Origin of the sequence: Paenibacillus piscarius, assembly GCF_022234545.1 — a bacterium.
In the GTDB taxonomy this organism is placed as follows: domain Bacteria; phylum Bacillota; class Bacilli; order Paenibacillales; family Paenibacillaceae; genus Paenibacillus_AQ; species Paenibacillus_AQ piscarius.
Map to the genome: position 1 here is coordinate 23,116 of NZ_JAIEUI010000023.1, position 15,033 is coordinate 38,148.

Here is a 15,033-nt window from a genome sequence, read left to right on the forward strand (position 1 = left end):
TTTCGTTAGACTTTGGAATTGTTCTTCAGCATTCTGAATCCATACCCGATCAAGGCAAGCGACAGCAGAATGGCTCCGATATTCATATCGTTAAGCAGATCCCAGAGAGCTGGAAATGCGGTAATCAGCAGTAGCAGAATTCCCGCTACCACACAGCTGATTCCGACCCATACCGGGTTCACATCATCATGCGGATACATCGGGGGCGGCGTGATTCCCATCGTCCACGGGGCCCCGAAGCTGTCCGGATGGAACATCATCCGTTCATGCTCGGCAGCGGTAATCTTCATCCAGGCTGCCTTCTGGAGCGCATCGAACAACTGGTAGAACCAGAGGGCTGCCAGGGCAAACGGAAATACTGCAGGCAAGGATGGTATAAATATAATACATAGTGATGCTCCAATCATATACTCCAGGCCCATTTTTTTAAAGCCCAGATACATATGTCCCAGTCCCGGAATCATAGCCAGCAGAAAGGTGAGCCAGCGTCTTTTCTTAATCATGTGTTACCCTCCCAATTGTATTGTGGAACTGTGGAACCGCATAAGCTGCCGAAGAAACTGCTGCTGATCTATGGGGTGCTGCTCCGCGGGCTGAACCAGGAGCTGACCGAAGTAGACATATGTCCGTTAATCTCCGTGATGCCGTAGGCCAGATTCTCAAATACGCCAAGCTGCAGCAGAAGGAACGTCAGACCAACTGCTACGCCGTAATGCACCCAGGAGGTCCGCCCTCCCGAACGCCGTCTTACCGCAGTAGCTTTCACTGCCCGTTCCCTGCGCCCGCTCTCCAGCTGGCCGATCCGGGCCATAACATCTGCGGTCAGGTCAGGGAAGCCGGGCGGCAGCAGCGGTTCCTGTCCAGCCGCCGTGTCAGCCTCCATCTCTTCCCACATCGCTGCAAGCCCGCGTGCTTCCTCCAGCCATTCCGCGCAGCCGGGGCAGGTGCTGACGTGCAGATCCATGATCTGCTGCGCCTCAGGGGACAGCTGTCCATCGATATAATGCGGCATCCATTCTTTCACTGTTGCACAATTCATCGCCATTCCTCCCCGTTTTTGCGCATCATCTGTCTGGCCCGATAGAGCTGCGATTCCACTGTTTTGACTGAAATTCCTTTTTGATCGGCAATCTCCTGATATGAGTGTCGCTGAAAATAGTACAGCTGCACAACCGACCGGTACGGCTCTGCCAGACTATTCAGGTTCTCACCCAGCTCCCGGGAGGCTTCCTTGCGAAGCGCTGCCTGCTCAGGTGTCTGTGAGGTAACATAATCGTTCTCGGTGTAGTCCGCTGAACTCCGGTGCCGCCATTCCCGGTCATTGGCCCGTTTCCAGTCCAGACATGTTCGGTAAGCGATCCGGTACAGCCAGGTCGAGAAGGACGACTGCCCTCTGAAGGAGGGGAGGGCTTTATAGGCTTTGATGAAGACTTCCTGGGCCATATCCTTGGCTGACTCGGCTTCACCTGTAATTTTGATGCATACACTGTATACCATGCCTTGATAACGGGTTACCAGGTTCCCGAAGGCCTGCGGCTCCCCGCCCAGCACAGCATTAATCCACTCCGTCTCTTCCAAGTCTATTCTCCCCTCCTCCAGTTACATAACGTTAGACGACGGATGTCCCCCTTCCCCTGCAGAAATTATCATACGGGTCCAAAAAAACTTTATTTCCTAATAAATCAGCACTGATTCAGCTCTAAGGGAGGAAAACCGCCGCACCCGTCGAATGATGTTAACATACCCCTTAACAACCTTTGGCATAATAACATTCCTTAATGAAGTGGTGAGATAGAGATGATTCAGGCCTTGCTGGTAGATGATGAACGGCTTGCTCTGCTGAAGCTGCAAATGATGCTGGAAGAACTGACTACTATACAGGTAATTGCTGCCTATACTGATCCAACCGAAGCCGTACGTGCTGCTCCGCAGCTGAGCCCTGATGTGATATTCCTGGATATTGATATGCCTGAAATGAACGGGATTCAAGCCGCAGAAGCAATGCTGAAATTATGCCCGCAGGCCAGCATTGTATTTGTGACTGCTTATAACCACTACGCCGTCGAGGCGTTCGAGCTCTATGCGCTTGATTACATCCTGAAGCCTGTACAGCGCAGCCGTCTGCTGATGACCGTACAACGGCTGGAGGAACGGGTGAGCCAGGCGCAGCAGGCCGCTGAGAAGCCGCTGGATGCGGTTATGATCCGCAGCTTCCAGTCCTTGCGGTTTGAGCGCAGCGGCCAGACGCTCCCCGGCATCCGCTGGCGGACCTCCAAAGCGCAGGAGCTATTCGCTTATCTGTTCCATAACCGCAACCGTTTCGTCAGCAAGGATACTTTAACGGATCTGCTATGGCCTGATTTCAATGAGAAGAAGGCCTCTACTCATCTTTATACAACGATCTACCAGGTTCGGCAATCCCTGAAGCAGGCCGAGCTTGGCCTGCAGATCAGCAATGTCAGCGGCGGCGAAGGCTATACGCTGGAGACCGGCAGCGTGCTGGTGGACAGCTACGAATGGGAGAAGGGCATCCTTACCCTGGACGCCATTAATGCGGACAATTACGAGGAGCATCAGCGGCTGTTCGAATTCTATTCCGGTGATTATCTGAGCGATTACGATTACTTATGGGCTGAAGGGGAACGGCAGCGGCTGCGGACCATCTGGCTGCATCATGCCATGGGCATCGCTGAATTCTATATCAGCAGCGGAAGGATACCGGAAGCGTTGACGGTCTACCAGCGTGTGGTGCAGCTCCAGCCCTTTTTTGAACAGGGGCATCTCGGGCTGATGAAGGTCTATGACAGCATTGGCGAACGCTCTGCCGTCGAAGACCAGTATTATATCCTGACTGATCTTCTGCGCCGGGAGCTTAATGTAGAGCCCCCAGCCAACATTAAGCGCTGGTTCAATGAATGGAAGCATCAGAATCTTAGAAGTTTGTAAATTCAAAGTTCCCGGATCACAGCAAAGACACCCGCACTCATCTGCGGGTGTCTTTGCTTGTGGCTAGATTCTTACATCTTCTTGCGGGCATTGAATCTTCTGGCCAGAATAGCTCCAAGAATGATTAATCCGCCGCCGCTCAGATAGATCGGGAGAGGGCTCTCTTCCCCGGTCTGCGGCAGCTTGCCGGGAAGACCACTATTGTTGCCTTTGTCAGTTGGTTCAGTAACTGTACCCTTAGGCACTTCATCGACGCCAACCTCAATCGTGATCTCTTCCTCATTGCCGTCCTCATCCGTTACAACAATCGTGAACTTATCCTTGCCGGTATAGCCCGGATCAGGGGTGTACGTCCACTTGCCGTCCGGTGTAATCGTTACGGTACCATGTGACGGCTCTTCGCCGATGCTAGGAATACCTCCAAGCGGAATTTCACCCTCAACTGGCACTTCCTCAATCGTGGTCACCTGCGTGGCCTGCGGAGTTGGAGTGCTAACCGTTCCAGGTTGTGCCGGTGTTGCTGCTGGCGTCACCCCAGGTGTTGCGCTGGCTCCAGGCGTACTGGAAGCAGCCGGAGTGCCCGTTGGTGCTGGCGTTACTGATGGTGTCGGCGTTGGTGTACCGATAACGCCAGGAATGCTTGATGGTTCAGGTGTCGGTGTGTAGTACACCGGCGGTGATGTTGGTACTGGTGTTGATGTTGGTTCTGTGACTGGCGTCGGTGTTGCTGTTGGTGTCACCGGCGTTGGTGTCGGTGTCGATTCTGTCGGCGGTGTGGTTACTTTTTGGTTAGTAATCGGCGACAGCACCTTTTGCACACCGGAATCAATCGTTACAGGATGCTCTGTTGTGCTCAGAACATAACCTTCCGGAGCTGTAATTTCCTTCAGAATATAATTCCCCAGCTTCAGGGATGTGAATACCAGTTCACCATTTGCATCGGTTTTGCCGCTTGCAATAAGCTTCTTGGCAGGATCATACAGTCCGAATTCTGCGCCTTCCAGCTTCTTGTTAGCATCCTCCCCAGCAACCTTAGTCACTTTGAGCGAGCCGAGAATCTCAACCGGAATCAGGGTGTTCTTGATTGGTTCCAATACCTTCTGTACGGCTGAGTCGATCGTTACCGTATGCTCTGTCTCATCCAGCACATAACCAGCCGGAGCGGCAAGCTCCTTCAGGGTGTACGTTCCGAGCTTCAGTGATTTGAATTCCAATACGCCGTTAGCGTCTGTTTTACCGCTTGCCACAAGCTTCTTAGCGGAATCATAGAGTCCGAACTCTGCGTCTTTCAGCTTCTTGTTAGCGTCCTCCCCAGCAACCTTGGTTACCTTGAGCGAGCCGAACACTTCAGCAGGAATCAGCTTGTTCGTGATTGGGGTCAATACCTTTTGTACGCCCGAGTCAATGGTTATCACACGCTCTGTCTCATCCAGCACATAACCAGCCGGAGCGGCAAGCTCCTTCAGGGTGTACGTTCCGAGCTTCAGTGATTTGAATTCCAATACGCCGTTAGCGTCTGTTTTACCGCTGTCCACAAGCTTCTTGGCGGAATCATACAGTCCGAATTCGGCATCCTTCAGCTTCTTGTTAGCATCCTCCTGCGCAACCTTCGTGATCTTGAGTGAACCGAAGACTTCGGCAGGAATCAGTGTATTCTTCACCGTAACAGTTTTCTGTTGTGATGGATCAATGGTCACATTAATGACTTTAGTATCCAGAACGTAACCGGTAGGGGCAGTTTTCTCTTTCAGGGTATATTCCCCGCCCTTAAGCTTAGTGAACTCCAGTTCACCCTTCTCATCGGTTGTTTTCGTTCCCACCAGTGCGTTCTTGGAGTCGAACAGTTCAAATACTGCGCCTTCCAGCTTCTTGGTGGAATCATTCACATCTACCTTGGTCAGCTTAAGCGAACCGAAGAAATCATTCTTGACGGTAAGCAGCACAGGTGTAGACGAATTAATCGTTACTTTATGCTCAGTGCTATCCAGCGAGTAGCCTGCCGGAGCTTTGGTTTCTTTTAGTACGTATTTACCAGCCTTGAGATTTGTAAAAGTCAAGGTTCCGTTTTCTACAGAAGAGGTCTGTTTCTGAGTCTCTTTCAGTTCAGTTCCAACCACCCGGGAGAGTGAGAACTCAGCACCTGCAAGCTTTTCATCGCCGGCCTGGTTGGTCTTAGTTACAGTCAGCGATCCTTTCACACCACTACCTGTACCGGATGTGTCTACAATGTTAATAGTCTTCTCAGAGGTAACAGGTTTTGTAATCTGCTCTACACCGTCACCGCTAAACGAGATAGCGTTTTTCACCTGTACATTTCCGGCTTCAGTCACAACAGTCTGATAAGCCAGAATGTATGGCTTGCTGATCGGGTTCGGGTTCAGGAAGACAAGCTCGAAGCTTTCTTTACCATCTGTGCCGGTTTTGAAGGTCAGGGTGTAATCAACATCCTTCTTCAATTCATCCCCTGGGCTACCTGCATTCCCATTCTGATCAACAGTCGTTTCAAAGAGATGGAAGCTGCCCGGCAGCAGCACCTGATTCGTGCTAGGATTATCTACCAGTTTCACATTTTTAACAACCGACTGGTTGGCATTGATGACCACTTTCCAGTTCAGGAGGGTCTGATCACTGTTATCTTGGGTAAAGCCTTTGGCGACATACTCTCCGCCCTTAGGAATCGTTACTGTTGCTTCCAAGGGTTCTGAAACTGCTTTGTTGTCCTTGTCATATAAAGTGGCAGTATTTTTGACAGAACCTTTGTTGACATCCCCGCCAATGAATTCCGTGCTGAAGACCACCTGGAAGGCATAATCGACCTGCTCTTTGAACTTCACTGTAAGTTGTTTGTCTGTGACGTTCAGTTCATATTTCGAAGCGTCTATCACAGCACCTTTAACAGGGTCTCCATTCGCTGAATAATCAAATTTGTACACTACTGCAGTTACACTAGTCGCCTTCTGGCCTGCGGGAATTGTATCCACCAGCGTGGCCCCTGCTGCCAGATCCCGCTTGTTATAGTTGGCGTATACAGTCCAGCTAAGCTGTTTGGTCTTTACATCATATGAACCTGTCTTCTTACCGTTGTTTTTGACTTCAGACCGCGGAGTGAAGGTTGCTGAACCACTGATGGTGTGATCCTTGCCATTAGCATCCTTCCAATCGAGCTTTGCAGTGTTCTTGAAGTTGGTTGCACTAATCAATTTGTAATAGTCGAAACTGGTCGTATACGTCACCGTAAACGGCTTATCGACAGGCTGGGAGAATTCGATGACGAATCCATCATTTTTTCCGTAATCCGTTCCTTTAGTTGTAATCGTATAATCTGTGCTATTGATGGCTGGTGTAGAACTAATCGTGATTGGACTTATTATTTTCAACCCGGCATTATCAAAAGTGTCCGTCAGTACCAGACTCTTCATCAGTTTAGAATCTTTATTTACCTCGATTGTCCATTTCACCGTCTTGTTCAAATAATCCACATTTGAGTACGTTTTATTCACGATGCGCTGGTTAATATCCCGTGTAGCCCCTTTGGTCTCACCGTTGTAGGTCACATCATTGCGGATCGTTTCCGTATATCCATATACCCGGTCTTTAACCTTTGTTTTATAGACAATTTTGTAAGCTGAATTAATATCCTTATTAAATTGCAATTTGAACCCGGTCTTACCCGTTTGGTCAGTCAAAGGCGAGCTTAGAGTATAATCGCCTCCCGCTCCCTCAGCGACAGGAGTACCGCTTCCTACTTCCTTCCCATCCTGATCCAATTGAATTTTATATACGACAAATGAGCTCTTAACCAGTTCCTGAGAGTCGTTAAAATAATCCACTAATACCGCATTAGCGGATGTAATGGTTTGTTCATTATAGTTGAACCGGATTTCCCAAGGAATGGTCTCATCACTCTCATTGAACTCTCCGGCAACCTTCTCAAGCGGAAGTCCACGCACAATATCAACCGTCTTGGAAGAACTCTTATCGATTCCTTCACCCGTAAGCGTAGCGGTATTGGTGAAATTTTTAGCCGATGTATTTGTAATCTTGGTCGAGAATGTCACCCGGTACGCATCTGTAATGGTATTGTAGAATTTCAGGTTCAAGTTGTTTACAGTGCTGCCTGAGGCATCATATTGGTCGGAACCAATCTTCCCTTGCTGTGTAGTATTCCCTTGGACATCTACCGCAAGCTTGTAGACCTCAATTGTACTTGGGTCAAGCTCCAAGCCTGCCGGAATGGAGTCCGTTACCACCGCTTTGTACACCTCATCCTGCACAGTGTTCACATCAACGGTCCAGAGGATGCTGGACGGGTTGTATTTTTGCGGCTGCGGAATACCATCCTTGACGATACTGGTGCCGCCCTTAGGATGGACTTTGATTACAATTGTATTGGCCTGGTTCCCGGCAATCGGGAATAAAAGCTCCTGAGTAGTAGTTCCCGTGACTTTGGTGGAGCTAAGTTTGGATGTCACATTGAAAGTACCGCCTACATCAAATAAACCTTCAATTTCACTATTGAATGTAAGCACCACTTTGTTATCTGTACCAACCTTGTAGGTTCCGATACTTCCCGAATCTACGCCGCTGTAGACCAGCGCTCCCGTGTAGCTTTGATCAATGGCCAACTGGGATGGCAACTGATACTCGAATGTATCCCCGCCCTTTACCCCGTGTGCCCCCGTCTCAGGGTCCGTTACCGGAAGCTTGAAGGTGAGCCCTACTTTAACCTCTGAATCAAGCTTATATACACTGTCGGTGACCTGTGTGCCGTTCTCATATACAGCCATAGTGACGCTTGTAATAATGTTTGAGTTTATTGAATCTGCATTAACCTTAGTCATGAAGCCGAAGCCGTTGGCAAATTGCGTAATCAGCATGACCACAACGAGCCAAGCGCCTATTGTCTTTCTCTTCATATAACAGTAACCTCTCTCTCTTTAATAAAATGATGAATCCGAGCTGCATGGAGTGTCCTCTTTCTTCCCTTCTTCCCCGATCGTCCCCCTGTCGTTAATTATGTATGTGAGCCTTCAGAATCTCCTTAAGCTGTACTTCTGTAACTCTACTTTCTGCTAATGAACATTTTCTGAACAAATTATGATTTAGATCATAGCTATCATTAATAATAAATTATCTTTTGCGACAAAAAGAGTGTTTCAAATGGTAAAAGTGAGGATTCCACACGAGAGGTACGAAAGGTTTTTCGTTGTTTTGCCTTATGTTGTTCAAACTTTTGAGGGGAAACCCGGTTTCAAGAAGTGAACATGTGGATTTCACCCACAAATTTTATGGCTGAGGAAATAAATTTCAACAGAATTGCGAACAAAAAAAAGAAGCTGTCCCCGGAGAATAAATTCGTCCGGTGAAGCTTCATTTCTGTTCGTTTGAACGTTTACAGGTTAACATGCTCCCGCTTGGTGTAGGTCTTGCGCTTCTCAATCAGCTTGTTCAGCGCATCGAGATAGGCTCTGGCGCTCGCCTCCAGAATGTCGGTGCTGAGTCCGCGGCCCTGGGCTGCTACTTCACCCTGGGACAACACAACATGCACCTCGCCCTGGGCATCCTTACCCCGGCTGACAGCCTTGATCGAATAATCGCCCAGCGTGACTTCTTCGCCGGTCGCCTGATCAATCGCGTTATAAATCGCGTCTACCGATCCATTGCCCTCGGCTTCCACCACAATCGGCTGCGGGTCCTGTCCGTGAATAATGACTTTGGCGGTTGGCGTTGCTTCATTGCCGTAGGTTACATAGATCGTCTGCAGGCGGAAGGTCTCCGGCGTATCAATCAGCTTCTCTTCCAGGAGAGCCAGGATATCCTCATCCGAGACTTCCTTCTTCTTATCGGCCAGTTCCTTGAACTTGGCGAATGCCCCGTTCAGCTCTTCCTCAGAGAGGTTATAGCCCAGATCGCTCAGCTTGTCACGGAAGGCATGACGGCCGGAATGCTTGCCGAGCACCAGCTTGCTCTCCTTGAGGCCGATGGTCTCAGGGGTCATAATCTCGTAGGTGGTCTTCTCCTTCAGCATACCGTCCTGGTGAATCCCGGATTCATGGGCAAATGCATTGGCTCCCACAATCGCCTTGTTCCCCGGCACGACCATTCCTGTCAGCTTGCTGACCAGACGGCTGGTCCGGGAGATCTCGGACAGCACCAGCGAGGTCTTAGCGCCGAAATATTCACTACGGGTCTCCAGCGCCAGAGCTACCTCTTCAATCGCAGTATTGCCTGCACGTTCCCCGATACCGTTGATCGTGCCTTCAATCTGATCCGCCCCGTTCTGGATGGCTGCCAGGGTATTGGCTGTGGCCATGCCCAGATCATTGTGGCAATGGGCGCTAAGCTGTACCTTCTCAATATCCGGCACCGTATCCTTCAGGAACTTGAAGATCGCGCCATATTCCGCCGGGTTCAAGTAACCTACGGTATCGGGAATATTCACAACATTCGCCCCTTCACGGATTGCCATCGCCACGACCTCCGCCATGAAGTCACGCTCTGTCCGTCCGGCATCCTCCAGAGAGAATTCCAGCTTCGGGAAATACTTCTTGGCATAGCGGATCGCCGATTGTGCGGTCTCCAGTACCTGGGAGCGGTCCATGCGCAGCTTATGCTGGCGGTGGATCGGCGAGGTTGCCAGGAAGATGTGAATGCACGGGTCCTGTGCCCCTTGCAGCGCTTCCCGGACGGCATCAATATCGCTCTCCCTGGAGCGGGAGAGGCCAATCAGCGTAACATTCTTGACCGCTCTGGCCACTGCATTCACAGAAGCCAAATCTCCCGGGGAGGCTGCCGGAAAGCCTGCTTCCATCCGGTCAATCCCCAGCTTCTCCAGCTGGTAGGCGATTTCTACCTTCTCACGCGTATTCAGATTCACACCCGGCGACTGCTCCCCGTCACGCAGTGTCGTATCGAACACATAGATTTTCCGCAAGTTGAGCACCTCCTGAAGATTGTCCATAAAACCCTCAACTGCGGCTCGCAAAATTACGGCCGCAGTTGAGAATTCCATTAAGATTCGTATTCGTCTTAAGTATATGACCCTATTTCTTAATCCAGTGCATCATTTCACGCAGCTGGCTGCCGACTACTTCTACCGGATGAGCGGCTTCGTTGCGGCGGGTAGCGGTCAGGAAGGCACGGCCGGATTGATTCTCAAGGATAAAGTCGCGGGCGAATTTACCTTGCTGAATATCGGACAGTACTTCTTTCATTGCTTTCTTGGTCTCAGCAGTAATGATGCGTGGTCCAGTTACATAGTCACCGTATTCCGCAGTGTTACTGATGGAATCGCGCATGCTGGACAATCCGCCTTCATATACCATGTCAACGATCAGCTTGAGCTCATGCAGACACTCGAAGTAAGCCATCTCAGGAGCATATCCGGCTTCAGTCAATGTCTCGAAGCCAGCCTTGATCAGTTCGGACACACCGCCGCAGAGGACAGCCTGTTCACCGAACAGATCCGTTTCAGTCTCTTCCCGGAAGGAGGTTTCGATGACTCCCGCACGGGTGCAGCCGATCCCTTTGGCATACGCCAGACCGATAGCCTTGGCATTGCCGGTTGCATCCTGTTCAATAGCGATCAGGCCGGGAACGCCGAACCCTTCAACATAAGTACGGCGTACCATGTGTCCCGGGGATTTAGGAGCTACCAGCAGCACGTCAGCATCCTTAGGAGCGACGATTTGTCCGAAATGTACGTTGAAGCCGTGGGAGAACATCAGCGCAGCACCGTTCTTGAGGTTCGGTTCGATATCATTCTTATATACTGCAGCCTGTGTCTCATCCGGCATGAGGATCTGAACAACATCTGCACGGGATACCGCTTCTGCTACGGACAAGACTTCGAACCCGTCATTCTTCGCCGTCTCGAACGATTTGCCCTCACGCAGACCGATAACCACCTGAAGACCGCTGTCGCGCAGGTTCTGTGCCTGGGCATGTCCCTGGCTGCCGTACCCGATTACTGCAATTGTCTTTCCCTTCAATACGCTGAGCTCTGCATCCTGTTCATAGTACGTTGTAACTGCCATTGTCAAAATCCTCCTTTAATTTGGGACCCATCGTAAAGAGCGGGTGCTTCAAGAACACACTTCTTATTAGTCTTACTATATAATAGGGTGCTCCTCAAGCCCCCGCTCTTCCGGCGGGTAAGTTCTATCTTAATCTCAATGAATTAATGCAAGCAAGCAGCAATCCGTTAAAGCTGTAAAAGGTGACGATCAGGCATTCCCGCGGATCATTGCCGTAACTCCGGTCCGTGACAGCTCCTTAATGCCATAAGGCTTCAGCAGCTCAATCATAGCATCAATCTTCGTCGTCTCGCCAACCACCTGCACCAGCAGGCTGGTCGAGCCGATATCTACGACCGAGGCCCGGAAGGTCTCAACAACGCCCATGATCTCCGGCCGCTCGGACGGCTCTGCCTTCACCTTGATCAGTGCCAGCTCCCGGGCAACCATCGGCCTGGAGCCCAGGTCAACCACCTTAATGACATCAATCAGCTTGTAGAGCTGCTTCTCAATCTGCTCCAGGGTATGCTGGTCTCCCAAGGTAACAATTACCATCCGGGACAAGCCGGCTTCTTCGGATTGTCCCACTGTAATACTCTCAATATTGAAGCCCCGGCGGCCGAATAATCCGGATACCCGCTGCAGCACGCCCGGCTGGTCATTCACGAGCACAGCAATCGTATGTTTCATCACTGCTATTCATCCCCCATCAGCATTTGATCAATGGTCGAGCCTTGAGTAACCATCGGGTAGACATTCTCGTCTTTGGGAACAACGAACTCTACCAGGACGGGTCCAGGGGTTTCCATGGCTTCTTTCCAGGCAGCACCGGCTTCCTCTTTGTTCGTAGCCCGCAGTCCTTTAACCCCGTAAGCCTCAGCCAGCTTCACGAAATCCGGGCTTCCGGCCAGATCGGTGTAGCTGTAGCGCTTCTCATAGATCAGGTTCTGCCACTGGCGTACCATTCCGAGCACCTGATTGTTGATGACTACAATCTTAACCGGTATGTTATGAATCGCACAGATTGCCAGCTCCTGGGAACACATCTGCATGCCGCCGTCTCCGTTAATAGATACAACCAGCCGCTGCGGATGAGCCATCTGTGCTCCGATCGCTGAAGGAAAGCCGAAGCCCATCGTGCCGAGCCCTCCCGAAGTGATCCAGGAACGCGGATGATTGAACTTGTAATACTGGGCTGCCCACATCTGATGCTGGCCTACGTCAGTAGTGACAATCGCTTCACCCTTTGTTGTATCATTGATCATCTGAATAACCCACTGCGGCTTCAGTTCGGTGTCTGAATCCTTGTAACGAAGCGGATACTCCAGCTTCCACTGCGCAATCTGTGTTCTCCAGGCATCCGCCTGCGCCGCACGCTTCACATCCGGGATGAGCATTTCCAGCACGGTCTTAACATCGCCGACAATCGGAATGTCCGTCGCTACATTCTTCCCGATCTCGGCGGGGTCGATGTCGATATGCACGATCTTCGCCTGCGGCGCGAAGCCGTTCAGCTTGCCGGTTACACGGTCATCGAACCGGGCACCGATATTAATCAGCAGATCGCATTGCTGGATCGCATTATTCGCGGTGTATGTTCCATGCATTCCCGGCATCCCCATCCACAGCTCTTCCGCACTCGGATAACAGCCCAGACCCAGCAGTGTAGTGGTGATCGGAATCTCTGTACGCTTCACGAATTCATACATCGCCTCATGTGCTCCGGAGTAGATCACTCCGCCGCCTGCAATAATAATCGGGCGCTCCGCAGCAGCGATGGCCTTCACCAGCTTATCCAGCTGCAGCTTGTTGGGAACGGTACGCGGGTTGTAGCCCCGGAGGTTAACCCCCTGCTCCTGGGCTGGCGTGAACAGCGTCATTGCAGCCGATACATCCTTCGGAATATCGATCAGTACCGGACCCTTACGTCCTGTATTAGCAATATGGAAGGCTTCATGGATAATGCGCGGAAGCTCTTCAACATCCCGTACCAGATAGCTGTGCTTCGTGATCGGCATCGTAATGCCGGTAATATCCGCTTCCTGAAAAGCATCTGTACCAATCAGGCTGGAGAATACGTTGCCGGTGATCACTACAAGCGGAACAGAATCCATAAAAGCTGTAGCGATTCCTGTCACCAGATTGGTTGCTCCCGGACCTGAAGTGGCGATACATACGCCTACCTTGCCGCTTGCTCTGGCATATCCGTCCGCCGCATGGATCGCTCCCTGCTCATGGCGTGTCAGAATGTGCTGGAAGTCATCGAATCCATATAACGCATCATAGATATAGAGTACCGCTCCGCCCGGATAGCCGAATACGGTGTCTACCCCTTCCAGCACCAGACTGCGCAGCAGGACCTCGGACCCTGAAATCACCTCGGGTTTCTTCCACTTCTCACGTAACTGCTCTATCGACCGCACCTGTTCAGGTAATTGCGCGCTCATCAGTATTCCTCCCTTCAATCATTCACATGCATTATCCTAATGACAGAACGTCATACCAACCATTAATATTAGCGAACACAGCCTAATCCTTCCGCATTGCAACAAAAAAACCTTCCGCCTCCCACGCGCAGAAGAAGCGCGTGAGGGACGAAAGGTTTAGCTTCCGTGGTACCACCCATGTTTGCATAACATCTCACGATGTTACGCCTTATCAGGATACAAAAATCCATCGATGTAGGCAGGGCCCAAATCTTCGTAACCTGAAGTCCCTAACGCGGACCAGACGATTCCCCCTAATAATTCCACCGCTCCTGCTGGCAGACCTTTCAGGGAAACAGCTCCGAGGTGAGCTCGTATATAAGGGATTCTGGTGGAGGTTGCAGCAATTCCTCTCACTCTCTGAGCAAAAGAGCCCTTAAAACTTCGTCCTCATCATTGCCGATACATGTATGTTCGTTAAATGTTTAGACACATTATATGATTCCTCACACGGTTAGTCAATACCCATCTGCGGGATAAACCTTAAAATCTTCACAAAACATTCGTCTATTCTTGCCGGAACGCCCACACTCCGCCAGGCATATGATGTACGACAATGCGTGGAAAGGGGCATTTGATATGATTCGTTACCGGAGACCCCGGCAGGATGACGCCGTAATTTACGACTTGATTGAGAAGCAGCTTGTCCCGCTGTCCCATCTCCCGCCGGCCATTATTAATCAGGTCAGGAAGGATCTGCCCCGCCGCCTGGGACAGGGGGTTACCCTGGTTGCTTGTCCCGACTACGAAAGCGATCCGCTGGGATTCGTGCACTTCATGCTGCACGGAGACCTGCTCTACATTGATATGCTTGCCATTGCGCCGGCTGCCAGGCGTAAACGTTACGGGAATATGCTGATGGACCGGGCGGAACGGTTTGCACTATCCCGCGCATGCCACAGAGCGAAGGTCTCCGTGGATACCGGGAATACCGCCGCCCTTGCTTTTTATGAGAAACTGGGCTACAGCGTAGCCCGTTATCAACCGCAAAATTATTGCTATGAGCTGGAGAAGCAATTCCGTTGACATCTCTAGCCCATACTACTGCTTAGAAGAATCCGATGGGCGGAACGCCGTAACCCGGACGGGGACCGTATCCGCCATAAGGGCCGGGACCATACCCGTAACCATAACCGCCCCCGTAGGGAACGCCGCCGTAACCGTAGCCTCCGCCGTAGGCGTAAGGGGCCGTACCAATAGCCAGCAAATCGAATAATACCAGCGGAATCAGCGCCTTGGTTTGTACTTTTTTACCACTGATGCGCTGCAGGATTAACCGGTTGCCCGCGATGCGGACCAATTTCCCCGTTACCTTGCTGCCGTCTTTTTTGACCGCTACTATATGTTTACCGATCAGCTTTGTTACCTGTTTTTTTGTAACCGGCTGTACCATGATATCCCTCCTCCTTAAGTTTCTTCAACAGTCTATTCGCCTCACCCGGTATTTGCCTGTACATCTGCCCGGCACCTGCGGGTAATGTATCGCCAGAAGCAGCAATCTCCAAAATCCCCTCGATGTGGGGTTGTAGCTTCGATGGTGACTAAAAAAGCGCATTCCCGGAGTAACCGGAAATGCGCTTAAATTC

Annotated in this window: 11 protein-coding genes; 2 read left to right on the forward strand and 9 right to left on the reverse strand. The window is 50.9% G+C overall.

The window, feature by feature from the left end:
- Nucleotides 1-5: 5 nt before the first annotated feature.
- The 3 genes from K1558_RS26885 to K1558_RS26895 all read right to left on the reverse strand — a co-directional run bounded on the left by K1558_RS26885 (nucleotide 6) and on the right by K1558_RS26895 (nucleotide 1,578).
- On the reverse strand, nucleotides 6-503 hold the full coding sequence (locus K1558_RS26885) for a hypothetical protein (protein ID WP_238655048.1): 498 nt from the start codon (nucleotides 501-503) through the stop codon (nucleotides 6-8).
- 68 nt (nucleotides 504-571) lie between these two features.
- Nucleotides 572-1,039 (reverse strand): zf-HC2 domain-containing protein, encoded by a 468-nt coding sequence (locus tag K1558_RS26890; RefSeq protein WP_238655049.1) that lies wholly within the window; start codon nucleotides 1,037-1,039, stop codon nucleotides 572-574.
- Entirely contained in the window at nucleotides 1,036-1,578 is a 543-nt protein-coding gene (locus K1558_RS26895; protein ID WP_238655050.1) for an RNA polymerase sigma factor, read from the reverse strand. The genes K1558_RS26890 and K1558_RS26895 overlap by 4 nt, the downstream gene beginning before the upstream one ends.
- A gap of 219 nt (nucleotides 1,579-1,797) precedes the next feature.
- Here K1558_RS26895 and K1558_RS26900 point away from each other — a divergent pair, with 219 nt between their 5' ends.
- Nucleotides 1,798-2,946, forward strand: coding sequence for a response regulator (locus tag K1558_RS26900; RefSeq protein ID WP_238655051.1), 1,149 nt, complete (start codon nucleotides 1,798-1,800; stop codon nucleotides 2,944-2,946).
- Nucleotides 2,947-3,017: 71 nt separating this feature from the next.
- Here the strand turns inward: K1558_RS26900 and K1558_RS26905 are convergent, their stop codons facing one another.
- The 5 genes from K1558_RS26905 to ilvB form a co-directional block, all read right to left on the reverse strand.
- Nucleotides 3,018-7,862 carry a SpaA isopeptide-forming pilin-related protein gene (locus K1558_RS26905; protein ID WP_238655052.1) on the reverse strand — a complete coding sequence of 1,615 codons (4,845 nt, stop codon included), beginning with the start codon at nucleotides 7,860-7,862 and terminating at the stop codon, nucleotides 3,018-3,020.
- Between the two features lie 476 nt (nucleotides 7,863-8,338).
- Nucleotides 8,339-9,880 (reverse strand): 2-isopropylmalate synthase, encoded by a 1,542-nt coding sequence (locus K1558_RS26910; protein ID WP_238655053.1) that lies wholly within the window; start codon nucleotides 9,878-9,880, stop codon nucleotides 8,339-8,341.
- 109 nt (nucleotides 9,881-9,989) lie between these two features.
- Entirely contained in the window at nucleotides 9,990-10,982 is a 993-nt protein-coding gene (gene ilvC / locus K1558_RS26915; RefSeq protein ID WP_238655054.1) for a ketol-acid reductoisomerase, read from the reverse strand.
- Nucleotides 10,983-11,171: 189 nt separating this feature from the next.
- Complete coding sequence (ilvN, locus tag K1558_RS26920) at nucleotides 11,172-11,651, reverse strand: acetolactate synthase small subunit (RefSeq protein ID WP_238655055.1); 480 nt, start codon at nucleotides 11,649-11,651, stop codon at nucleotides 11,172-11,174.
- Nucleotides 11,652-11,656: 5 nt separating this feature from the next.
- On the reverse strand, nucleotides 11,657-13,408 hold the full coding sequence (gene ilvB / locus K1558_RS26925; RefSeq protein WP_238655056.1) for a biosynthetic-type acetolactate synthase large subunit: 1,752 nt from the start codon (nucleotides 13,406-13,408) through the stop codon (nucleotides 11,657-11,659).
- Between the two features lie 618 nt (nucleotides 13,409-14,026).
- Here ilvB and K1558_RS26930 point away from each other — a divergent pair.
- Entirely contained in the window at nucleotides 14,027-14,473 is a 447-nt protein-coding gene (locus K1558_RS26930) for a GNAT family N-acetyltransferase (protein ID WP_238655057.1), read from the forward strand.
- A 22-nt stretch (nucleotides 14,474-14,495) separates the two neighbouring features.
- Here K1558_RS26930 and K1558_RS26935 read toward each other — a convergent pair whose 3' ends face one another.
- Nucleotides 14,496-14,840: a hypothetical protein gene (locus tag K1558_RS26935; RefSeq protein WP_238655058.1), complete on the reverse strand. Its 345-nt coding sequence runs from the start codon at nucleotides 14,838-14,840 to the stop codon at nucleotides 14,496-14,498.
- Between the last annotated feature and the right edge of the window lie 193 nt (nucleotides 14,841-15,033).